The 19717-nt window shown below is 66.0% G+C and carries 21 protein-coding genes and 1 tRNA gene; 13 read left to right on the forward strand and 9 right to left on the reverse strand.

Going from position 1 to position 19717, the window contains the following annotated elements; translation table 11 throughout:
- The first annotated feature begins 26 nt into the window (after nt 1-26).
- A complete protein-coding gene (locus ABZX37_RS23845; protein WP_354742917.1) occupies nt 27-284 on the forward strand; it encodes a hypothetical protein in 258 nt (85 codons plus the stop codon).
- Between the two features lie 94 nt (nt 285-378).
- Here the strand turns inward: ABZX37_RS23845 and ABZX37_RS23850 are convergent, their stop codons facing one another.
- Entirely contained in the window at nt 379-1056 is a 678-nt protein-coding gene (locus ABZX37_RS23850) for a GntR family transcriptional regulator (RefSeq protein WP_354742919.1), read from the reverse strand.
- A 110-nt stretch (nt 1057-1166) separates the two neighbouring features.
- On the opposite strand from ABZX37_RS23850, the gene ABZX37_RS23855 reads away from it, so the two are divergent.
- The 7 genes from ABZX37_RS23855 to ABZX37_RS23885 are packed head-to-tail and all read left to right on the forward strand — an operon-like array spanning nt 1167 to nt 9339.
- Complete coding sequence (locus ABZX37_RS23855) at nt 1167-2000, forward strand: fumarylacetoacetate hydrolase family protein (protein ID WP_354742921.1); 834 nt, start codon at nt 1167-1169, stop codon at nt 1998-2000.
- A gap of 13 nt (nt 2001-2013) precedes the next feature.
- Complete coding sequence (locus ABZX37_RS23860; RefSeq protein WP_354742923.1) at nt 2014-2940, forward strand: VOC family protein; 927 nt, start codon at nt 2014-2016, stop codon at nt 2938-2940.
- 28 nt (nt 2941-2968) lie between these two features.
- Entirely contained in the window at nt 2969-3943 is a 975-nt protein-coding gene (locus tag ABZX37_RS23865) for an amidohydrolase family protein (RefSeq protein WP_354742925.1), read from the forward strand.
- Between the two features lie 2 nt (nt 3944-3945).
- Nucleotides 3946-5145 carry an aromatic acid/H+ symport family MFS transporter gene (locus ABZX37_RS23870; protein ID WP_354743006.1) on the forward strand — a complete coding sequence of 400 codons (1200 nt, stop codon included), beginning with the start codon at nt 3946-3948 and terminating at the stop codon, nt 5143-5145.
- 14 nt (nt 5146-5159) lie between these two features.
- Entirely contained in the window at nt 5160-6608 is a 1449-nt protein-coding gene (locus ABZX37_RS23875; RefSeq protein ID WP_354742927.1) for a bifunctional 3-(3-hydroxy-phenyl)propionate/3-hydroxycinnamic acid hydroxylase, read from the forward strand.
- Complete coding sequence (locus ABZX37_RS23880) at nt 6605-7423, forward strand: SMP-30/gluconolactonase/LRE family protein (RefSeq protein WP_354742929.1); 819 nt, start codon at nt 6605-6607, stop codon at nt 7421-7423. The genes ABZX37_RS23875 and ABZX37_RS23880 overlap by 4 nt, the downstream gene beginning before the upstream one ends.
- The gene (locus ABZX37_RS23885) at nt 7420-9339 is read left to right on the forward strand and encodes an acetoacetate--CoA ligase (RefSeq protein ID WP_354742931.1); all 1920 of its coding nucleotides are present in this window, start codon (nt 7420-7422) and stop codon (nt 9337-9339) included. Before ABZX37_RS23880 ends, ABZX37_RS23885 begins: the two co-directional genes overlap by 4 nt.
- Here the strand turns inward: ABZX37_RS23885 and ABZX37_RS23890 are convergent.
- Nucleotides 9323-10762, reverse strand: a complete 1440-nt coding sequence (locus ABZX37_RS23890) for a carboxylesterase family protein (protein ID WP_354742933.1) — start codon at nt 10760-10762, stop codon at nt 9323-9325. The genes ABZX37_RS23885 and ABZX37_RS23890 overlap by 17 nt on opposite strands.
- Before the next feature lie 69 nt (nt 10763-10831).
- On the opposite strand from ABZX37_RS23890, the gene ABZX37_RS23895 reads away from it, so the two are divergent.
- On the forward strand, nt 10832-11416 hold the full coding sequence (locus tag ABZX37_RS23895; RefSeq protein ID WP_354742935.1) for a TetR family transcriptional regulator C-terminal domain-containing protein: 585 nt from the start codon (nt 10832-10834) through the stop codon (nt 11414-11416).
- Here ABZX37_RS23895 and ABZX37_RS23900 read toward each other — a convergent pair.
- Nucleotides 11413-11997 carry a TetR family transcriptional regulator gene (locus ABZX37_RS23900; protein ID WP_354742937.1) on the reverse strand — a complete coding sequence of 195 codons (585 nt, stop codon included), beginning with the start codon at nt 11995-11997 and terminating at the stop codon, nt 11413-11415. The two genes, ABZX37_RS23895 and ABZX37_RS23900, sit on opposite strands and share 4 nt — an antisense overlap.
- A 102-nt stretch (nt 11998-12099) precedes the next feature.
- On the opposite strand from ABZX37_RS23900, the gene ABZX37_RS23905 reads away from it, so the two are divergent.
- Together ABZX37_RS23905 and ABZX37_RS23910 are read left to right on the forward strand one after the other, a co-directional pair.
- The gene (locus ABZX37_RS23905) at nt 12100-13149 is read left to right on the forward strand and encodes an NAD(P)/FAD-dependent oxidoreductase (RefSeq protein ID WP_354742939.1); all 1050 of its coding nucleotides are present in this window, start codon (nt 12100-12102) and stop codon (nt 13147-13149) included.
- On the forward strand, nt 13146-13760 hold the full coding sequence (locus tag ABZX37_RS23910) for a DUF3159 domain-containing protein (protein WP_354742941.1): 615 nt from the start codon (nt 13146-13148) through the stop codon (nt 13758-13760). Before ABZX37_RS23905 ends, ABZX37_RS23910 begins: the two co-directional genes overlap by 4 nt.
- Before the next feature lie 49 nt (nt 13761-13809).
- Here the strand turns inward: ABZX37_RS23910 and ABZX37_RS23915 are convergent, their stop codons facing one another.
- Together ABZX37_RS23915 and ABZX37_RS23920 are read right to left on the reverse strand one after the other, a co-directional pair.
- Nucleotides 13810-14454, reverse strand: coding sequence for a lytic polysaccharide monooxygenase (locus ABZX37_RS23915; protein ID WP_354742943.1), 645 nt, complete (start codon nt 14452-14454; stop codon nt 13810-13812).
- A 590-nt stretch (nt 14455-15044) separates the two neighbouring features.
- Nucleotides 15045-15551, reverse strand: a complete 507-nt coding sequence (locus tag ABZX37_RS23920; protein ID WP_354742945.1) for a hypothetical protein — start codon at nt 15549-15551, stop codon at nt 15045-15047.
- 181 nt (nt 15552-15732) lie between these two features.
- On the opposite strand from ABZX37_RS23920, the gene ABZX37_RS23925 reads away from it, so the two are divergent.
- Nucleotides 15733-16251: a hypothetical protein gene (locus ABZX37_RS23925; RefSeq protein WP_354742947.1), complete on the forward strand. Its 519-nt coding sequence runs from the start codon at nt 15733-15735 to the stop codon at nt 16249-16251.
- Nucleotides 16252-16551: 300 nt separating this feature from the next.
- Here ABZX37_RS23925 and ABZX37_RS23930 read toward each other — a convergent pair.
- Nucleotides 16552-16624: transfer RNA gene (locus ABZX37_RS23930), tRNA-Arg, on the reverse strand.
- 16 nt (nt 16625-16640) lie between these two features.
- Complete coding sequence (locus tag ABZX37_RS23935) at nt 16641-17273, reverse strand: helix-turn-helix domain-containing protein (RefSeq protein ID WP_354742949.1); 633 nt, start codon at nt 17271-17273, stop codon at nt 16641-16643.
- A 68-nt stretch (nt 17274-17341) separates the two neighbouring features.
- Here ABZX37_RS23935 and ABZX37_RS23940 point away from each other — a divergent pair, with 68 nt between their 5' ends.
- Nucleotides 17342-18088, forward strand: coding sequence for an ABC transporter ATP-binding protein (locus ABZX37_RS23940; protein WP_354742951.1), 747 nt, complete (start codon nt 17342-17344; stop codon nt 18086-18088).
- Nucleotides 18089-18118: 30 nt separating this feature from the next.
- Here the strand turns inward: ABZX37_RS23940 and ABZX37_RS23945 are convergent, their stop codons facing one another.
- Both ABZX37_RS23945 and ABZX37_RS23950 read right to left on the reverse strand, forming a co-directional pair.
- Nucleotides 18119-18979 (reverse strand): SDR family oxidoreductase, encoded by an 861-nt coding sequence (locus ABZX37_RS23945; RefSeq protein WP_354742953.1) that lies wholly within the window; start codon nt 18977-18979, stop codon nt 18119-18121.
- 61 nt (nt 18980-19040) lie between these two features.
- A complete protein-coding gene (locus ABZX37_RS23950; RefSeq protein WP_354742955.1) occupies nt 19041-19556 on the reverse strand; it encodes a pyridoxamine 5'-phosphate oxidase family protein in 516 nt (171 codons plus the stop codon).
- Between the last annotated feature and the right edge of the window lie 161 nt (nt 19557-19717).

Here is a 19717-nt window from a genome sequence, read left to right on the forward strand (position 1 = left end):
GGCCATCGAACTCGCTATTGCTGGTCATGACGAGCATCCGGGAAGGCCATCCGATGACGGACGAACGCAAGACCCATGAGATCCGGGTGGGCATCTACGCGACCGAGGACCAGGCTCGGGACCTGGTCGAGCAGATCAAGCTCCTGCTGTGCCCCGAACCCGAGCACAGCTCGCCCTGTCCGGTTCCCTGGGCGATCGGGTTGCTGTCCCAGGACGAGTTCCCGGCTGATCTCAGTTATCCGGGACTCGAACAGCAGTACCTGGTCGAGCGCGGCGGCCAGTAGGCCACAACGATGCCGTCAGGTTATCGCCGGATAGCGAGCCAGTCTTGGACGGCAGCGGCGCGAGGCGGCAAAACTTGAGGCATGGTCACACCAACTATTCGCCTCCCCGGTTCCGATACTCGTCGAGCAGCAGCTTCGTAGTCAGCTCGATGTGGTCCCGCAGCGCTTCGACAGTGCTCGGGACGTCTCGTTCGATCGCGCGTTCGCAGATCAGCCGGTGTTCCGCGGCGACATCCCGGTGGCTGTCCTCGCTCGACGTGCGGGCCCAGCATCGGTAAACCTCGGCGGATTCGCGCAGTTGCGTCGCCACCGCGCGCAGGTGTTGATTAGGGCAGCCCTCCAGCAGGACCTGGTGAAATCGGGCGTGTGCGGCCAGCCATCGGTCGTTGATCGCGTCTGACTCGTCGGCGAACGTCGTGCGGGCGAGATTGTGGTGCGCCGCGAGCAGGTCAGATTCCCATTCGATGCTGCCGTGCGCGAGGGATTCGCGGACCACGTGCGTCTCGACGACCACGCGCGCTTCGGTGAGGTCTTGCAGGGTCTCCGGGGAGACATCGATGACTCGGAAGCCTTGCTGCGGCGCGAAAGTAGCGAGTCCCTGGCCGACGAGGCGGGGAAGTGCTTCGCGCAGGACGCCGCTGCTGGCGTCGTAGTCGCCTTTGAGCGCTTCCACCCGCAGTCGCGACCCGGGTTCATGCCTGCCGTTGAGGATGTCGGCGCGAAGACGCAGGTAGACGTCTTCGACGCGGGTCGTGCTGCGAACGCCAGTCATGTCGCAGATCGTACCTGGTTACGCACTAACGCCAGAATCTCGAGATTTAGTTGACTTATCGAGATTACCAGGTGTTCACTGGCCGGGAAGCAGCGGAAGGACGCGGAGAAATGAAGACGACGACACGGGCGGGCCGGATGTGCCTGGTGCTCGACGACAAGGCGATCGACGTCGAGGGCGCGAGCGGCGGGCGGTTTCCGGCCGATCCGCTCGCGGTTTTCGAGCGTTGGACCGAGTTCGCGGAGTGGGGGCGAGCGACGACCGGCGGGCCGGCGGTGCCCGAGGGCCAAGCCGGGGGCCCTTCGCCGAAGCCGCGGCAGGTCTTCGCGATCGGGTTGAATTACCGGGAGCACGCGCAGGAAGCGGGGCTGGCGCTGCCGGAGTCACCCGCCACTTTCACGAAGTTCGCCACTTCTCTCACCGGGCCGGACACCCAGCTGAGGCTGCCCAGCGAGTTCGTCGATTGGGAGGCGGAGCTCGTGGTCGTGATCGGCCGTCGGGCCGAGAAGACCGCGGTCGAGGACGCCTGGTTGCACGTGGCGGGATTGACTGTGGGACAGGACTTTTCCGAACGGGTCGTGCAGGCCGCGGGGCCCGTCCCGCAGTTTTCGCTCGGCAAGTCGTTTCCGGGGTTCGCACCGACTGGGCCAGCGCTCGTGACGGCCGACGAACTAGCCGACCCTGACGATCTCGCGATCGAATGCCTCGTCAATGGCGAGAGCGTCCAGAAGGCGCGCACGTCGTCGATGGTCTTCTCGGTCGCCGAGCTGATCGCCCGGCTGTCGGCAGTTTGTCCGCTGCTGCCGGGAGACCTGATCTTCACCGGCACGCCTTCGGGCGTCGGGCATTCGCGGTCTCCGCAGCGCTACCTGCAGCAGGGCGACGAAGTGGTCACGCGGATCGAGGGCATCGGACAGCTCCGGCAGATCTGCGTCGCCGGGTGAAAGGGGCAATTCCATGGCACTGCACAGATTGAAGTCACTGACCGTCGGCGTACCGGACGTCGCTGGAACCGCTGGCTACTACGACGACTTCGGGCTTACGCAGCTCGCGCCGGGGCGGTTCGCCACGGTCGAGGGTGGTGAGCAGTTCGTCCTTCAGCACTCGCGAGTCCGTCGGCTGCTGGGGATGACCGTCGCTGTTGACGACGCTGACGATCTCGGTCGTATCGCTGCGAACCTTGACCGGTTGGGCATTCCGGTGCAGCGCGAGGCGGAAACGTTGCGCGCCAGAGAGCCGATCGCGGACATCGCGGTCGAAGCGGTCGTCGCGCCTCGGTTGGTACGCGCGGCCGTGCCCGCGACGCCGTACAACGGGCCTGGTCGGCTGGACCGCGCCAACACCCGGGCACCTGTGCTGTCTCGGACCGAACCGGTCCGGCCGCTCGCGTTGGGGCACGTGGTGATCGGGACGGTCGAGCAGGAATCGACTCAGCGGTTCTTCACCGACGGCATCGGGTTCAAGGTCAGCGACGTGGTCCCGGGCCGCGCCGCGTTCCTGCGGTGTTCCACCGATCACCACAACCTGCTGGTACAACAGGCTCCGCTCAACTTCCTGCATCACACGTCGTGGCAGGTGTCCGATGTGGACGATGTCGGGCGCGGAGCGATGAGCATGCTCGCCGAGCATCCGGAACGCCACGTCTGGGGACTGGGCCGCCACCACATCGGGTCGAATTTCTTCTGGTACCTCAAGGATCCCGCCGGGAACTTCGCCGAGTACTACTCCGACATGGACGCCATCGTCGACGATCAGCTCTGGACGCCGCGGTCGTTCGAGGGCATCCAGTCGCTCTACGAATGGGGTCCGCCGCCTCCGCCGTCGTTCATCAATCCGGAAGACCTCGCGGCGCACATGACCGGCGCGCACGCGGAAGGCAGTTGAGCAAACCGCCGAGGGAAAGGCAAAGACCTTGCGCTACATCGCCATGGAGGAAGCGTTCGCGCTTCCCGAACTGCAGGCCGGTTACCCAGTGCCCAAGACGGAAACCGCCGCGCGGTGGGTTGCGGACTGGGGAAAACGGCTGTGCGATTACACGACTTACCGGCTGCCGGAAATGGACCGGAATGGAATTGACGTCCAGGTGCTTTCCCTTACCGCACCTGGAATTCAGGGGCTGACCGACGCTGGCCAGGCAGTCAAAGACGCCCGGATCGCCAATGATCATCTAGCCGAGGTGATCGCCGAGCACCCGGATCGGTTCCGCGGACTGGCCGCGTTGCCGCTCCAGGATCCCGAGGCAGCGGTGGCGGAACTCCATCGCGCCGTCGGCACGCTCGGGCTGAGTGGCGCGCTCGTCAACGACCACACCAACGGCAGCTACCTCGATGGCCCGCGCTACGAACCGGTGTGGGCGGCGCTCGAGGAGTTGCGGGTGCCGCTTTACCTGCACCCGGGCGCTCCCCCGGCCGAGCCGTGGCAGGTGCTCGAAGGGCGACCCGAACTGAGGGGTCCATTGTGGAGCTGGGCTGCGGAGACAAGCGGGCACGCGCTCCGGCTGATTTTCGGCGGCGTCTTCGATCGGCATCCGGGCGCCACGCTCATTCTCGGCCACCTCGGCGAGTTCCTGCCGTTTCAGCTCGCGCGGCTTGATTCCCGCTACGATCGGCAGGAACACCGGACCCTTGAACGGAAACCGTCGGAATACTTCGGCGACAACATCCTGATCACCACCAGCGGCGTGTGTTCCCCGGCCGCGCTCGCCGGGGCGATCCTGGCCGTCGGCGCGGACGCGATCCTGTTTGCCGTCGACTATCCCTTCGAGGACACCGCCGAGGCCGTCCAGTTCCTCGAACAAGCGCCGATCAGCAACCGCGATCGGGAGAAAATCAGCCACGGCAACGCCGAACGGGTGCTGCGCCTGCCGACGGCAAAGGCAAGCACGTGAGGATGATGCCGTGGCAGGCCATCGCGATCGGGCTGGCCGTCATGACGTTGGAAGGGTACGACCTCGTCGCTTTCGGAGCGACGACGCCGCTGTTGCTCCGGCACCAGCCGTGGCACCTTTCCCTTCCCGAGCTGGGCACGTTGGGCAGTCTCACCCCGGTGGGCATGCTCTTCGGCGCACTGCTGGTCGGTCCGCTCACCGACCGATACGGACGCCGCCGGACGACTTTGGTCAGCATCGCGGTCGTCTCGCTGGGCATGTTCGCCTGCGCGCTCGCGCCCGACCCAGAACTGTTCGGCGCCAGCAGGCTCGTCGTCGGACTGGGCGTCGGCGCCGTCTACCCCGCGATGGGGCCGCTGATCTTCGAACTCGCGCCGCCGAAGCGGAAGAACATCAGCTCGGCGATCGTCCAATGTGGAGTTACGGTCGGCGGGTCGCTGGCCGCCGTCGTGGCCGCGGCCTTCCTGCACGGAGACAACTTCCGGCCGGAGTATGTTGTCGGCGGCGTGGTCGGGCTGCTGTTGCTGCCGATGACTTACCGTTGGCTGCCCGAATCACCGGTCTATCGGCGAGAGCCGACGGGAGCAGGCGGCTTCCGCGTCGTGCTGCGGTCGCCGTACACGGGAACGACCATGCTGTTCTGCGTGATGGTGATCTGTTCCTTCTTGCTCATCTTCGGGATCAACACCTGGCTGCCGCAATTGATGCAGGCTGCGCGATATCCGCTGGATTCGTCGCTGATGTTCCTTACCCTGCTCAATGTCGGCGCGACTGTCGGCGGCCTCGCGATCGCGGTGCTCGCCGACCGGGCGGGGTCGCGAATCCCCATTATCGCTTGTTTCGTCGTCGCCGCGGGCGCCATGGCTGCCTTGAGCGTCCGGTCGCCGTTGATCGTGCTTTCCATAATCGTGCTGATTGGCGGCGCGGGCGCGTTCGGCGTGCAGGGATTGATCAACGTGTACATCGCCCGCACGTATCCGGCGCATGCCAGGGCCAGCGCCATTGGGGTCGCGCTGGGAATCGGCCGGATCGGCGCGATCGCCGGGCCGGTGCTCGGCGGCTGGATCCTTGCCGCCGGGTTCGCTCCACAGTGGAATTTCCTGCTTTTCGCGGTACCGGCGATCTTCGGGGCGCTTCTCACCGTTGCCCTGGGCAGCTTCCGGCGCACACCCACGTCGCAGCCGATCGAAGAACCGGCTTGAGCGGAGGAACAGTAATGGACACTTATGACATCGCTCTCGTGGGCTGCGGTCCGGTCGGCTTGGCCCTCGCGCGACTGCTCAGCGCGAAAGGACTTCGGGTCGCGGCGATCGATCCGAACCGGATCGTCTGCCACCATCCGCGAGCGACCCATCTCGACGACGAATCGATGCGCACCCTGCAAACGCTAGGCGCGGCCGATCTGGAACAGCGGTTCCTGCGGCAGACCGGATGGACGCTGCAACTGCCGGACGGGACGCCTTTCCTCGAATTCGCCCACGCACGAGGGGAATCCGGACAAGGCTGGCGTACGGATTACCAGTTCCACCAACCGGATTTCGAATCCCGGCTGCGCGGTTTGCTCGCGAGCGACCCGAACGTCGACCTGTGGTTCGGCTGGTCCGTCACCGAGATCACCCAGGACGCCGACGCCGTCTACCTCACCGTGACCGATCGGGACCAGGTCAAGACACTCAAAGCGGCCTACGCCGTCGGATCGGACGGAGCGAATTCGTTCGTCCGGCAATTGACGGGCTCCGAAGTCGAAGATCTGGAGGGGACGCAACGTTCGCTCATCGTCGACATCCATCCGTTCGAGCATCCTCCGGCGCTGCCCGCGGAGTCCGGATTCATTCTGTGCCAAGGACAACGGCCGATTACCTACGTGCCGATCTTTCCCCCGATGCTGCGGTTCGAATTCATGCTCCTCGACGGAGACGACGCCGCCGCGCTCGAACGCCCGCAGGCGGTGTACGACGCGCTCAGCCGCTGGATCGAGCCGGGCAGCTACCGGATCATGCGAGCCGACACTTACGAATGGCACGCGCGGCTCGTGCACGGCTGGCGTTCGGGGAGGCTGTTCCTCGCCGGTGACGCCGCGCATGAGATGCCGCCGATGCTCGGGCAGGGCATGTGTTCCGGACTCCGCGACGCGGCGAACCTCGCTTGGAAACTCGCCGCCGTCGTCCAAGGCACCTGCCCCGACAGCCTGCTCGACACCTACGAAACTGAGCGCGCCCCGCACGTTCGCCCCTACATCGCCGAATCCGCTCGGCAGGCCAACCTCATCGAGTCCTTCGGCATCGGCGACACCCACCCGGAGCTGGGAGAACCCCAGACCCTCGAACCGCTCAGGCCGCCGCTCGGCCCCGGCTTGAGCGACGAGCCCAGCTGGCTCAGCCCACAACCGCGAGCTGACGGTATCCGGCTCGACGAGGTCACTGGATACAACTTCGTCGTGGTCGGCAAGCAGGCTGTGTCAGCGGAGATCGCGGAGCTGTGGCGACGCCTGGACGTCGCCGTGGTCGCCGACGCTGGTCCGGCGGTCGAAGAGTGGCTGGCCGCGAATTCAGCCACTGCAGCCATCATCCGCCCGGACCGGTACGCCTTCGCTCTGGCCGCCGACACAGCGGAGCTGGAGACTGCGACGAAGGAACTCGCCCGACGCCTGGAGGTGCGCGCATGAAGCCGTACGGCACCGGGATGTCCTGGGGCGAGGGACCGCGCTGGCATCAGGGCGCGTTGTGGCTGTCTGACACCCAGGGCAGTCGACTGTGGACAGATCACGGCGGGAGCTGGAGCGCTACCAAGCTGGACTCTCCGTCCAACGGGCTGTGGTTCATGCCCGACGGCAGGCTCGTCGCGGCGATGATGCACGAGAAGCGCATCGGTGTCTGGGATGGCGGGCAGTTCGCCACCTACGCGGATCTCAGCACCGTGGCCACCGGTCCGCTCGGCGATCTTGTCGGTGACGAGCAGGGCAATCTTTATGTTGACGACGTCGGGTTCAAGCCGGGTGAACCGCCGAGGCCAGGCCGTCTGGTGCGGGTCGCCGTCGACGGCTCGGCCACCGTTGCCGCCGAGAACCTCGTCTTCCCCAACGGTCTCGCCTTCATTGACGACGGGCGCACCTTGATCGTCGCCGAAACCGCTGCGCAACGGCTGACTGCCTTCACCGTCGGCGCGGACGGGACCCTGACCGACCGGCGTCTTTATGCCGACCTCGCCGACTTGGTCGGCCCCCACGCTCGTCCGGACGGGATCTGGCCGGGGTCGGAAGGAATCTGGGTCGCGACCACGACTGGGCACGCAGTCGTGCTGGTCCGGGACAACACGGTGCGCGAGACGATCGCAACCGGCACGGCCTTCCCCATCGCGTGCTGCAGCGACGGCGGAAAACGGCTGTTCGTCACCTTGGCGGACACCGGCGGACGGCCGCTGTTCGAAGCGCTCGCGGCCAAGGCCGTACAGACCACGGTCGCGGAATGGGAGCTCGGATGACCGGCTGGGTTCCCGTGGAGGAAGCGCAGATCACCGATTTCGCCCGGTATGCCTCGTCCCGGGTCGGACGCGACTTGACCGGCGGATACTGGACGCTGTGGGAGTGGTCGGTGCAGGATCTCGACGGCTTCTGGTCCGCGGTGTGGGACTACTTCGGGCTGCCCGCGCGTCGGGAGGGACAACCGGCGCTGGCGACCGAGGCGATGCCGGGCAGTGTCTGGTTCCCGGGGAGCACGCTGAACTATGCGGCCGAGGTGTTCCGGGGCCGCGATGATGCCGCCACTGCCGTTATCGCGGTGACCGAGGACGGCGCTCCAGCGGAGCTGAGCTGGGGTGAATTGCGCCGTCAGGTCGGGTCTGTCGCCGCTTCTTTAGCCGCGCTGGGCGTGTCGTCCGGCGACCGGGTCGTGGGGTATTTGCCTAATTCGGCGGAGGCGATCGTCGCGTTTCTGGCCACCGCGAGCCTCGGGGCGATCTGGGCCGGATGCGGTTTGGACTACGTCGGATCGGCCGCGCAGGCGCGATTCGCGCAGCTCTCGCCGATTGTGCTGATCACCGCGACCCGGTCGCGGCACGGCGGCCGGGCGGTCGAACGCAGCGCCGATGTGGCCGCCCTGCGGGCCGGACTGTCCACTTTGGCCGCGACCGTGGTCGTCGACGATCCGGACTCGGTGCCTGGAGCGATTCCCTGGTCATCGCTCACGGGCGGCGATTCGCTGCCTCCCGTCTCGGTTCCTTTCGATCATCCACTGTGGATCCTGTTCTCCTCGGGGACCACTGGCCGTCCTAAAGGGATAGTGCACGGGCACGGCGGCGTGGTCGTTGAGCAGCTGAAGCATGCCGCGTTCCATGAAGACCTGCGGGCTGGCGATCGGATCCTTTGGTACACGACGCCGAGCTGGATGCTGTGGAACTCCCTCGTCGGCGCTCTGCTGGTCGGAGCGACCGCGGTTTGTTACGACGGCAGCCCCGCATTCGGTCGGCCGGATGCTTTGTGGGAGTTAGCCGCCCGCTTGCGGGTCAACACGCTGGGAACCAGTCCTGGCTACCTGGCATCCTGCCGCAAGGCCGATGTCCGGCTTAGCGATCACGATCTGAACGCGTTGGTGCGGCTAGGCGTCACCGGATCGACGTTTCCGGCCGACCTGCACCGCTGGGTCGAGCACGAACTCGGGCCGCGAGCCCAGGTCGTTTCGAGCAGCGGCGGGACGGACGTCGTCACAGCCTTCGCGAGTGCGGCTCCTACCACTCCGGTATGGGCGGGCGAGTTGTCGGCTCCGTGCCTCGGCGTAGCGCTCGATTCGTTGGGGCCTAACGGGGAATCTGTCCGCGGCACGGTCGGCGAGCTGGTCGTGCGACGGCCGATGCCGTCCATGCCATTGCGATTCTGGAACGACACCGACGACATCCGTTACCGGGCCGCGTATTTCGACACGTTCCCGGACGTGTGGCGGCACGGCGATTGGACGACTATCACCGACCGCGGCTCGGTCATTATCCACGGCCGTTCAGACGCGACGCTGAACCGGCATGGCGTGCGGATGGGCAGCAGCGATATTTACGGTCCGGTGGAGGAACTTCCGGAGATCGCGGAGGCACTTGTCGTCGGCGTTGAACAGGGTGACGGCGGGTACTGGATGCCGTTGTTCGTCACCTTGGTCGAAGGGGAGAGCCTCGACGACGCGGTGCGGCAGCGCATTCTCGCCGCAATTCGCCAGGGTGCTTCAGCGCGGCATGTTCCCGACGAAATCATTGCGGCACCTGGGATTCCACATACCCGGACCGGGAAGAAACTGGAAGTACCCGTGAAACGGTTGTTAGGTGGGGAGGATCCGGAGGTCGATCCCGGCAGCGTCGACCAGCCTGCTCTTCTTGACTGGTACCGGCAGATCGGACCGCCTATGCGGGACGGGTGAACGGGATCGGCGTGTGGTGCTCCCAGATTTTCCGCGAAGCCTCTTCCGGATACGGAACAGTCTTCGACTCGACGTCCAGCACGCGGGTCAGCCGCTCATCGGGACGATAGGCGGCCCATCCCGGATCGCCATTGGTTGCGAAACCGACCCAAGCTTGTCGAAGCTCCTCGGACACCCGAAGCGTTGCGGCATCAGGCTTCTCGCCGAACACCTGGCGGCCGACCGGACTGTCCAAAGTTCCGAACGCCAGAGGCACATCGAGGCTGTGACACGCACCCAGACCAGGCGCGGACAGGCACAGCTCGAATAGATACGACCTGCCTCCGGCCAAGGCGTTCGCCTCGGCCAGTTGCTGGCTCGGCATCCGGAAGAGCGCGTCCGAATAGACGGTTTCCATCAACTCCTCCGGGCTGGCTTCCGCGTAGGCGGCGTGATAGCCATCGGGTTCCGGGGCAAAGAGGTCGAGGGCCATTTGGGCATTCTCGGCGGTGAATGTGCCGACCCGCCCGGCCATGACGGAGAACAGCCGGAACTCGTCGCGGGTGTGGCCGACGAGTAGCTCGGCACCGTCCTCGAGTGCGGACCAGGGTGTCCGAGGAAGGGAAGTCTCGTCCAGAACTGGACAAACCCCGGTGCCGACTTGGGCCATCGGACCCCAGCGGTCGTGCTGGCCGGACAGGCTGGCGTTGAATGCGGTGAGTCTGTCGGCCAGCTGCCACGGGTCGACGTTCCGGAGGTCTTCCCCGTTCGCGAGCGCTGCGGTGACCTGCTTCGCGAGCGAGGGAAGGACGAAAGCTCCTGGCACCGAATGAGTTATGGCACGCCGGAACAAGCCCTGCGCCAGCACGAGCAAGGACGCGATCGATCCCGCTCCCGCCGATTGCCCGGCGACACACACTCGGCCGGGGTCGCCACCGAAGCGGGAGATGTTGCGCCGCACCCATTCCAGGGCAGCGATCTGGTCCAGGAACCCGCGGTTGGCCGGCGCGCCGTCGATCAGCGCGAATCCCTCGACGCCGACCCGGTAATTGACGCTCACCACGACCAACCCCGCCTCACACAATAGTGCCGGGTCGTAAGTCGGGTCGCTGCTCACCGAGATGACATATCCGCCGCCCGGCAGCCAGACCAGCACCGGCAGTCCCGCCGCGCCCGGATCCGGCGTCGCGACGTTGAGGGTCAGCCAGTCCGTCTCGTGCGCCGACTCCGTCTGGACCGGCCCGGATTGCGGAGGCAGCGGGCCGAATTCGGTCGCCTGCCGCGTGCCGTCCCAGGGCGAAACCGGGACAGGCGCGGCAAAACGAAGATCGCCCACTGGCGGCTGGGCGTACGGGATTCCGCGGAACTCCGCCATCCCCGCCCGCCAACGGCCCGTCACGGCCCCCTCGACCGTCCGGACCGCCGGCGGCCTCTTGTCGTCCATATTCAACCCCCTCAGGTTTCAAGTCAAGTGTATTATGTCAGCTGTATTGGAACGAGGGAAAGGCCCGACGTGCCGAAGAAGGTCGACCACCGCGAGCGCCGGGAAGCGATCGCGCGCGCGTTGTGGCGGGTGGTCGCGCAGCAAGGCTGGAACCGGGCGACCATGCGCGAGGTCGCGCACGAGGCGGAGGCATCCCTCGGCCAGTTGCAGCACTACTTTTCGACCCGGACCGCGATGCTCGCGTTCGCGATGGAGTTCGCCGCGGAACAGACCTCGCATCGGGTCGCCGAGCGCCTCGCCGGTGCCACACACCCTCGAGAGGTGCTGCGAGCGACGCTCACCGAGATGCTGCCGCTGCATCCCGACGCCCGCGCCACGAGCCGGATGAGCGCCGCGTACGTCCTCGAAGCACTGCACGACCCGGAGTTGCACACGAAGCTGCGCGACGATCTGCGCCAAAAACGAGCGCTTGTCGAGCACCTGCTCCGGCAAGCCATCGCCGACGGACACATCGCCGCCGATCGCGACCCAGCCGTCGAGACGAACCTTGTCCTCGCACTGACGGGTTTAACGCCACTGCTTGAGCTGGACGTGATCGAGTCCCGCGCCGCACTGGTAGCTATCGACCAGTACCTCGACCGGCTTTTCGCTTAGCCGCCCTCGGCCAAACAGCACTGCACGAGCGGCCCGAACCGGCTGACCAGCTCGTCGACCGGCGCTGACGCGATCGGTTCGATCCGCACGACGTACCTCGCCACAGTGAGCCCCAAGAGCTGGACGTTGACCATGCCCGCCCGGAACGCGGCGTCCGGGGTGGCGATCAGCTTCGCAAGCCGTCCGGTGATTTCGCGGTCGATGTATTCGCGAAGCAGGGCGTCGGCTTGGTCGTCGGCGCGGGTGAGCATCGCGAGCGGGGTTCGGCCCGAGGCGTCCAGGTTCTCCACGAGCGCCCGGACGATGCGCTCTCCCAGACCGTCGAGTCCGCCCGCGAAGACTGCCTCGATGGCTGGCGGAGCCTGGGCGGACATCTCGATCGCCGCGGCGAAAAGGCCCTGCTTGTTGCCGAAGAAGTAGAACACCATCCCGGGGTCGACCCCCGCCTCGCCCGCGACCGCGCGCACGGTGGTGCCGCCGTAGCCGTGCTGCCGGAACAGCGCGCGTGCCGCGTCCAGGATCCGCTGTTTGCTCTCCGCCCCGGTTCGCCAGCGTCCGGGGCGAGCGTTCTGTTCTGCCATGACGCCGGCGAGTCTAGCCGAGCTTTCTTCATCGTTGGTGGAGTTTCCTGCCGACCCGCGCTAGCCTGAACTTCATCAGTGATGAAGAAACCGGGGGTTGCGATGAAAGTGATCGTGATCGGCGCAGGCCTGGGCGGGTTGACGCTCGCCCAGGGGCTGCGCCGAGCGGGGATCGACGTCGCCGTGTACGAGCGCGACGGCGCGCTGGGACGGGCGCAAGGCGTCAGCCTGCACATCGACGACCGAGGCGTCACGGCATTGCGGGGGTGCTTGCCTTTAGCGCACGCCGCGATGATCGACGCCACGATGGGTGGGCTGCGCGAACAGACTCTTTCAGTGTCCGAAGTGGACGGAGCTTGTGCGGTCGTGGATACCGAGCCGCCCGGCGCACGACCTGGTCGGCAGGCACATCGCCCGTTGCTGCGGGCGATATTGCTGACCGGTTTGGAAAATGTGGTTCGCTTCGAGGCGGAGTTCACGCGGTTCGAACGGCGACCCGACAGCAAGGTCCGGGCGTGGTTTGCCGACGGCAGCACAGATACGGCTGACGTCCTGGTCGGCGCGGACGGGATCGGCTCCGCGGTCCGTCGGCAATACCTGCCGCAGGCGCAGGTGGTCGATACCGGACGGCGCATGCTGATGGGCGCGACTTCCTTGTGCGCAGTGACTGGATTACCCGGTTTGATCGGCAACAATCCCGCTGTCGCCCGGATACGCGACTCAACGATGGTGGTGGGCGCGCTGCGGTTCACCTCGCCGCCGACCGTGGCACGGCAACGATTTCTGCCCGCCCTGCGGCTCGGCGCGGTCACTGGGATCGAGGACTACCTGATGTGGGCTCTGCCTGGCCCGGCCGAAAATCTTCCTCGCACCTTCCAGCAGATCGTCGACGAGGCGTGGCCAGAAATGACGTCCACGCTGCGCATCGGAATGATCCCGCCAATCCCCGCTTGGCCCGCCAGCCCAGTGACAGTCCTCGGCGATGCCGTCCACCTGGCCCCGGGTTTCGGCGGCAACCTCGCGATGCAAGACGCGCACCGTCTCTGCTCAGCGCTGATCGAGGCGAATCGCGGGCAGCGCGATCTGCTCGACGCGATCGGCTCGTACGAAGCAGCGATGCGTAACTCCGTGCAGGTCAAGGCAAGCGCATGAAGCTCGCGCTGCTGACCGAGAAGTCGTTGTCCTTGTTCGCCGCGGTGGGCGGTTGGCGCACTGTTGCCGAAGGGGTCGCGTCGCGGGTGGTGTTCCTGATCGCTTACCTGGTGACCGATCAGGTGTCGACCGCTTCGCTGATCGCGGTCGGCGGGGTGGTGGTATTCGCCGGAATTCGCGCGTTCACCGACCGAAAGTACTGGCAGGCAGCGATTGGGCTGGTGATCGTGGGTGCGTCGGCGCTGCTGGCCGGGAGCACCGGACGGGCCGTCGACTTCTACCTGCCAGCGGTGCTCATGCAGGCGGCCGGAGGTGCGGTTTTCCTGCTGTCGATCGCGGTGCGATTGCCGCTGATCGGGCTGGTGCTGGGGCGAGGCGAACGTCTTGACTGGCGACGGGATCCCCCGCGGCGACGGCGTTATCAGCTGTGCACCGGGATTTTCTTGGCGAAATACGTTCTCGCTACGGCGGTTTTGGTGCCGTTGTATCTAGCCGGACTGGTTACGCCGCTTGGGATTGCCGCGACATTGCTGGGCGGGGCACCTGCGGCTGGGGTGTGCGCGTATCTGTGTTGGCGGTTTCTTCGGGCCAGGAGTGCGTTGGCCCGCTGACCTGCCCTGCGGCGGCAGCGGCCTACGCCACCGCCGCCGGGCGGACCGCTCAGTTGAAGATGACGTCCGAGCAGGAGTAGAAGGCCTCGCCGGAGTCGGGCCAGTGGCGTTGCCAGATCGAGTAGATCAAGTGCCTGCCGGTGCGGCCGCCGGGCAGGTTCGCCTGGAGTTGGTAGGCGTTGCCCGCGATCGGCGGGTTGTCCTGCTTGTAGAACGGGGTGTCTTCCAGGTCGGACCACTTGAGCGGTTTCGTCGGGTCGTAGCTGGGCTTGGTGACGTACAGCTCGAAGGTGCCCTCGTGCGCGGCGGTCAGCTGATATTGGAAGGTGTACGGGCCGCTGCTGGGCATCGTGGTGGCCGGCCAGTCGTCGCGGGGCAGGTCGAGCCCCTTGTACTTGTCCCGGCCGGCGCTGCACAGCTTGCCGTCCGGAATGATCTCGCGGCTGCGGCCACTGGCGTCGCCGATGTTCACCTCGTCCCAGTCGTAGAGCGGCCAGCTGTCCCCAACCGCGACGGCGGCCTTGCACGCCGCGGACTGCGGATTCTCCGGACCCTCCTGAAAACATTGCATGATCCGGCTGATCGGGTTGCCCATCGAGCCGTGCGCGAGCGCCGGGACGGCGGTGAACACCGAAACCGTCCCGAGCACGGCGGTCAGTATCCCGACTTTGACGGCGGAGCGGGAAAACTTCATCGCGGGTTCCTCTCATGAGAGGTCTAGACCATGCTTACGGTAGGTGTTGTGGTGCATCGGGTTGTAGGCCCGAAAGTCGGGGGTAGGCGATTTCGGGTGCCTGTCGAGCATGATGGAGTTCATTCGCTCCGGCGGCCGTCCGCGACATGTTCGCCGTGATCAGCGACATCATGCGGTTGCGGCACAAAGACCCGCTGTTCGAAAGGCGGCGACATCTCTGCGGACGACATGTGCCGTTCCAGCCGCGAAAGAAGGCGCCGGCGAGCGGGTCTTATGAGTGCGACTGCGGACGCCGCGCACCGCATGCGCGTCGACCAGTCCCCCGACGCTGCCCAGACAAGCGTTTATGCAGTTCAGGGCATATTACGATCATAAGGATGCGCCCTCGGCCGGATTCGAACCTGCGACACCGGCCGCGCATCTCGCCCAGGCGAGCCGCGACCACATCACGGTCGACGCGATAGAGACCGCCGGGTCGATGCGCGAAGCAGCCGAGCAGCAGCGGGGACTACATCGACCCACTGGAGTTTGCCCTGCCTGCGAGTGCCCGGTCAACACACCACAGCGGAACCGACCGCACATCGCAGCAGTCAGCCATCGCCAATGGTGAGCGTGATCGGTGCGTGCGCCTGCTCAGCCGACAGGAACTGATCACCGCGGTGGGACACCGTCAGCACATACGAAGAAAGCCCGTCAGGGACATCGTTGACGGTGAACCCGAGCTGGCAGCCGGTCACGACGTTGTGGTCGTAGACGTACCTCGTTTGAGCGCTCCCACTGGTGATCGAACCCGTCGAGATCACATGGCCGGCCCCGTCGGACACCTTGACTGCGGTGCCCGGCGCGAGGTCGGAATAGCCGCCCGCCCCTTGGCAGCTAGCGTCGGTCGCGTCGCCGTCGGTCGTCACTCCCGACGAATCGCTCTGGATCGTGAGGATGCCAGTCAACACGAATGTCTGCTTGAACGGAGCGGCCGTTGTCGACGGAATACCCAGCGACATTCCCGACGGCCGGGTCGCGACGTAGGTGACAGTCGCCGTGGCCGCGAGGGCGAGCACCAACGCACCGAAACCGGCAATGAGGCGGATACTGGTCATGTCTTGCTCCAGTCGTTCGTACCGCTATGGACCAGTCGCGTGGAGCACGGTGCGTGTTACTGGTGTCTGGCCCACGAGTTGTCGCGCAACAATCCGACCCTCTCCGGCGATTAGCAGGCGTACGAACGAAAAGAGGGAGTGGCCGTTGACAACTCGGGAACCGCCGAAGGGGCGTCGGCTCATGCGGCAGTGGCCGTGGGTGCTGATCGCGGTCTCTGTTCTCATCATCGTCGGTTCGTCGCGTCCATTGCTTGGTCCGGCGGACTGGGCCGGACTCGGCCAATGGGTTGGCGGCCTCGGTGCCGGTGCTGCTGTCATAGCAGCCATGTGGCTCGCCGGTGCCGAATCTCGGCACGAGCGAGCGCGCGAAGCCGAGCGGCTTCGGGTTCAGGCGTACTACGTCAAGGCGGACTGGAAGAGCGACGAAGAAAGCCGTGGGTTCCATCCGATCAAAGTGGAAAATTCAGGTATTGACCCGATGCTGAACGTCCGCGTCGTGGCGGTGCACACGAATGAGGGCCCGTCCCGACCGCCCCTGGAGGTCGTCGCGAAGTCGGACTGTCCGGTCTTGCTTCCTCACGAAATCTGGACGGTCGATTGGCAGACCGGGAAGGATCTCAGCGACGTCCTCGTTAGGCTGTACGTAGCGCCGATGAACAGGATCGAGATCACGTACGAAGATCTCGCGGGCGGTCGATAGCGGCGGATCGGCATCGATCAGCCGACTCCTGACCAGCGCAAGCGGTAGCACGAGCCGCAACCGGTAATGCTGCCGGATGCGCCGACTTGTGCCGCCTCCTACCGCTGCGGCGGAGGTAGCGGAGTCCGCCAGGCTCGGAAGATGCGCGGCGCGTACGAGGAGATGCAGCGGTCCGGGACACCGCGCTGAGCGAGCGCGAACGTCCGAACCATCGCGCAGTGAATTCTGACAGTTTATGGACTCCCAGGCCTCCCCGGTTCGAACTTTCTTGATCGAAAACGGCCCTGACCTGGGAAGATGTGCCCCCGGCAGGATTCGAACCTGCGACACCGGCTTTAGGAGAGCCGTGCTCTATCCCCTGAGCTACGAGGGCATTCGCGTGTTGCTGCCTACATCCTAGCGGGGCCCGGAGGCGGGTCTGCGGCTGGTGAAGCCAGGTACGCCAGCGCCATTTCCGCCACCTCCTCCGCCCACGTCGTCCATGATCGGTCATCCGGCCAGAATCTGCAGGTCGCGGCGCGGTGGATGCATGCGCCGATGATCGTTCGGGCGGCCATTTCCAGGCCGTCGGTGTCGGCAAGGAAGGGCGCTAGGGCTTCCAGCAGGGCGTCTTGGATCGCGGACAGGGCGGCGAGGCCGCGGTCTCGGCCGTCGGAGCGTTGGGCGTCCAGGAGTTCCGGGAAGATTCGGTCGTGTTCCTGGAAGGTCTGCGCCAGGGCGGCCACGAAGGCGTCGAAGATCGGGCGGAGGCCGGGGGGCGCTGCGTGGAGGGCGTCTCGGACGGTGGTTTCCAGCTCGGTCAGCAGCTGGTCCTTGACGGCGTACAGCAGCTGTTCCTTGCCCTCGAAGCGGCGGTAGATCGCGCCCACCGACATACCGGCCTGCGCGGCGACCTCGGCGACGGTGAACGACTCCAAGCCCTGCTCGGCCAGCACGCGTTCGGCGGCGGCCAGGACTTTCTGCAGCGAAGCCCGGCTGCGCGCTTGTTGCGGCGGGCGGAAGCCCTCGCTGGTCTGACTCACCCGGGGAACCTTACCTGGCCAGCGACCAGATGCGAATGGTAGTTTCCATTCGCATCCGGGGAGGGATCTTGGTCAGCATCGAGATACGCAACGCCTACGTCGATTTTCCGATCTTCGACGCCAAGACGCGGTCGCTGAAGAAACGCGTGCTCGGGAAGGTCGGCGGGAAGATCGGCACCGAGGCGAAGGTGCCGGTGATCGAGGCGTTGCGGGACGTGTCGTTCCAGCTCAGCGAGGGCGATCGGGTCGGGTTGGTGGGGCATAACGGGGCCGGGAAGTCCACGTTGTTGCGGTTGCTGTCCGGGATTCACGAGCCGACGCGCGGCGTCCGGAGAGTCGCGGGGCGGGTCGCGCCGGTGTTCGATCTCGGGGTCGGGCTGGATCCGGGCGAGTCCGGGCGGGAGAACATCCTGGTCCAGGGGTTGTTTCTGGGGATGAGCCGACGGCAGATGCTGAAGCGGGTCGAGGACATCGCGGAGTTCACCGAGCTTGGCGACTATCTCGAACTCCCGTTGCGCACATACTCGGCCGGCATGCGGGTGCGGCTCGCGCTCGGGGTCGTGACCACGATCGACCCGGAGATCCTGCTGCTCGACGAAGGGCTCGGCGCGGTCGACGCGGCGTTTCTCGGCAAGGCGCGGGATCGGCTCCGGGATCTGGTGAAGCGGTCGGGGATTCTGGTGTTCGCGAATCACTCCGAGGAGATGCTCAAGGAATTTTGCGACACCGCGTTGTGGATGGACGAGGGACAGGTGCGACAGCAGGGTTCGCTGTCTGAGATTCTCAAGAATTACAGCGGGAAGCCTGCTGCTTAGAGCGGGAACACATCGTCCACAATGGATTGATCAGGCTGGCTCGAAACACTGCCGATGCGCCGTCACGAACTCGCGGAAACTCCGCGGCCGCTGGCCGGTGACGTCCTCGACCGCGGGAGTCACGGTTTCCGCGCCGCCGTCCAGGTACGTGTTGCACACCTCGACCAGCGCTTTGGCGTGGAACGACGACATTCCGGCTTCCGCCAACGCCGAAAGCGCTTGCTCGTTCGACATGCCACGGTACGCGATCGGACGGCCCAGCACGTCGGACAGCACCGCCGCGGCCTCGTTGTACGTCAGAGCCTCTGGGCCGCTTAGTGCGTACGCTTTGCCTGCGTGGCCGTCCTCGGTCAGCGCGCGAAACGCAACGCGGGCAATGTCTTCGGCGTCCACGAACGCGATCGGGCCGCGGATCAGCGGGCTGGCGAAGAAGTTTCCGGATCGGATGGTTCCGGACCAGTTTCCCGAGAATGCCTGCAGGTAGAAGTTCGCGCGGAGAAAGGTCCAGGACAGCGGCGACGTTTCCAGCACCCGTTCGACCGGACGGTGCAGCCGGGCGATCGGCGTGAGTTCCTCGTCCGCCCGCCACAGCGATTGCTTGACCACGTGCGTGACCCCGGCGGACACCGCGGCTTCGACCACATTGGACTCGTTGCCGGTCTGCCCGGGGCTCATCGCGCCCAGCAGGAACACCTTCGACACTCCGGCCAGCGCCGGTTGCACGGTGGCCGGATCGGACATTTCGACGGTGACCGCGTCAATTCCGTCGGCGGCGGCTTTCCTTGCCTTCTCCGGGGAATGATAGGCGGCGCGGAACGGCACCTCGGCCGCGCGCAACCGCGCGACCAGCGCTGACCCCACATTGCCGCTCGCACCCGTCACCAGGATCATGCGCCCGCCTTCGCGCGTCGAGGGAAATCACGTTCGCGTGTAGGCGATTCAGTGTAGTGGATCAGCCGGTGACGGCGGGGGTTTCCGCGCCGGCAGCCCGGCGCTGCACCAGTTCCTCGACGGCGGACGGCAGCGTGGTTTCGAAGTCGATGAGCTTCGCCCAGGTCGGGGTGACGACGATGCGGACCATCCCCTCCGCGTAGAGCGAACGGATTTCGGCCTCCCATTCGACGCGCTGCTCGGCCGTCATCTCGTAGGAACCGTTCATTTCCAGGAACTCGTCCGGGATCCCGTCGGTGTAGTCCAGTTCGGCGCGGCCGCGCAGGAGCAGGATCTTCGGCGGGTGCACCTCGGTGTCGACGGTCAGCGCGACCATCGGGTTCTCCTTCAGCGCGTGCAGTTTCGGGGAGTTCTTGGTGGTGCACAGGACAACCTCGGCGCCATTCCAGCTGAACGAGATCGGGATGCTGCGCGGCGTGCCGTCCTTCGCGACGTAGGCAAGCCGGGTCAGGTCGCGGGCGAGCAGTTCGCGGCTGAGCGGGCGGTTCAGGACCTCGGCGACTTCCTGCGGTTCCATGTCGGTCTCCTCCACGTCGGATGGCCACGGCGGCCAGGTGCTGCAGGGACGGAGCCGCGGCGGAGTTCTCGACATTACCTCAACAGTGACCTAGCTCACATCGATAATTACAACACTTGTACAACTGCTTGACAGTTATCCGGCGGATGGCGTTGAGTGGT

The sequence above is a fragment of the Amycolatopsis sp. NPDC004079 genome (assembly GCF_040610415.1).
Lineage (GTDB): Bacteria > Actinomycetota > Actinomycetes > Mycobacteriales > Pseudonocardiaceae > Amycolatopsis > Amycolatopsis halotolerans.

Coding starts and splice junctions, on each gene's coding strand:
- ABZX37_RS23845 (WP_354742917.1), top strand. CDS start 27: ATGACGAGCATCCGGGAAGGCCATCCGATGACGGACGAACGCAAGACC.
- ABZX37_RS23850 (WP_354742919.1), bottom strand. CDS start 1,056: ATGACTGGCGTTCGCAGCACGACCCGCGTCGAAGACGTCTACCTGCGT.
- ABZX37_RS23855 (WP_354742921.1), top strand. CDS start 1,167: ATGAAGACGACGACACGGGCGGGCCGGATGTGCCTGGTGCTCGACGAC.
- ABZX37_RS23860 (WP_354742923.1), top strand. CDS start 2,014: ATGGCACTGCACAGATTGAAGTCACTGACCGTCGGCGTACCGGACGTC.
- ABZX37_RS23870 (WP_354743006.1), top strand. CDS start 3,946: ATGATGCCGTGGCAGGCCATCGCGATCGGGCTGGCCGTCATGACGTTG.
- ABZX37_RS23875 (WP_354742927.1), top strand. CDS start 5,160: ATGGACACTTATGACATCGCTCTCGTGGGCTGCGGTCCGGTCGGCTTG.
- ABZX37_RS23880 (WP_354742929.1), top strand. CDS start 6,605: ATGAAGCCGTACGGCACCGGGATGTCCTGGGGCGAGGGACCGCGCTGG.
- ABZX37_RS23885 (WP_354742931.1), top strand. CDS start 7,420: ATGACCGGCTGGGTTCCCGTGGAGGAAGCGCAGATCACCGATTTCGCC.
- ABZX37_RS23890 (WP_354742933.1), bottom strand. CDS start 10,762: ATGGACGACAAGAGGCCGCCGGCGGTCCGGACGGTCGAGGGGGCCGTG.
- ABZX37_RS23900 (WP_354742937.1), bottom strand. CDS start 11,997: ATGGCAGAACAGAACGCTCGCCCCGGACGCTGGCGAACCGGGGCGGAG.
- ABZX37_RS23905 (WP_354742939.1), top strand. CDS start 12,100: ATGAAAGTGATCGTGATCGGCGCAGGCCTGGGCGGGTTGACGCTCGCC.
- ABZX37_RS23910 (WP_354742941.1), top strand. CDS start 13,146: ATGAAGCTCGCGCTGCTGACCGAGAAGTCGTTGTCCTTGTTCGCCGCG.
- ABZX37_RS23915 (WP_354742943.1), bottom strand. CDS start 14,454: ATGAAGTTTTCCCGCTCCGCCGTCAAAGTCGGGATACTGACCGCCGTG.
- ABZX37_RS23920 (WP_354742945.1), bottom strand. CDS start 15,551: ATGACCAGTATCCGCCTCATTGCCGGTTTCGGTGCGTTGGTGCTCGCC.
- ABZX37_RS23925 (WP_354742947.1), top strand. CDS start 15,733: ATGCGGCAGTGGCCGTGGGTGCTGATCGCGGTCTCTGTTCTCATCATC.
- ABZX37_RS23945 (WP_354742953.1), bottom strand. CDS start 18,979: ATGATCCTGGTGACGGGTGCGAGCGGCAATGTGGGGTCAGCGCTGGTC.
- ABZX37_RS23950 (WP_354742955.1), bottom strand. CDS start 19,556: ATGGAACCGCAGGAAGTCGCCGAGGTCCTGAACCGCCCGCTCAGCCGC.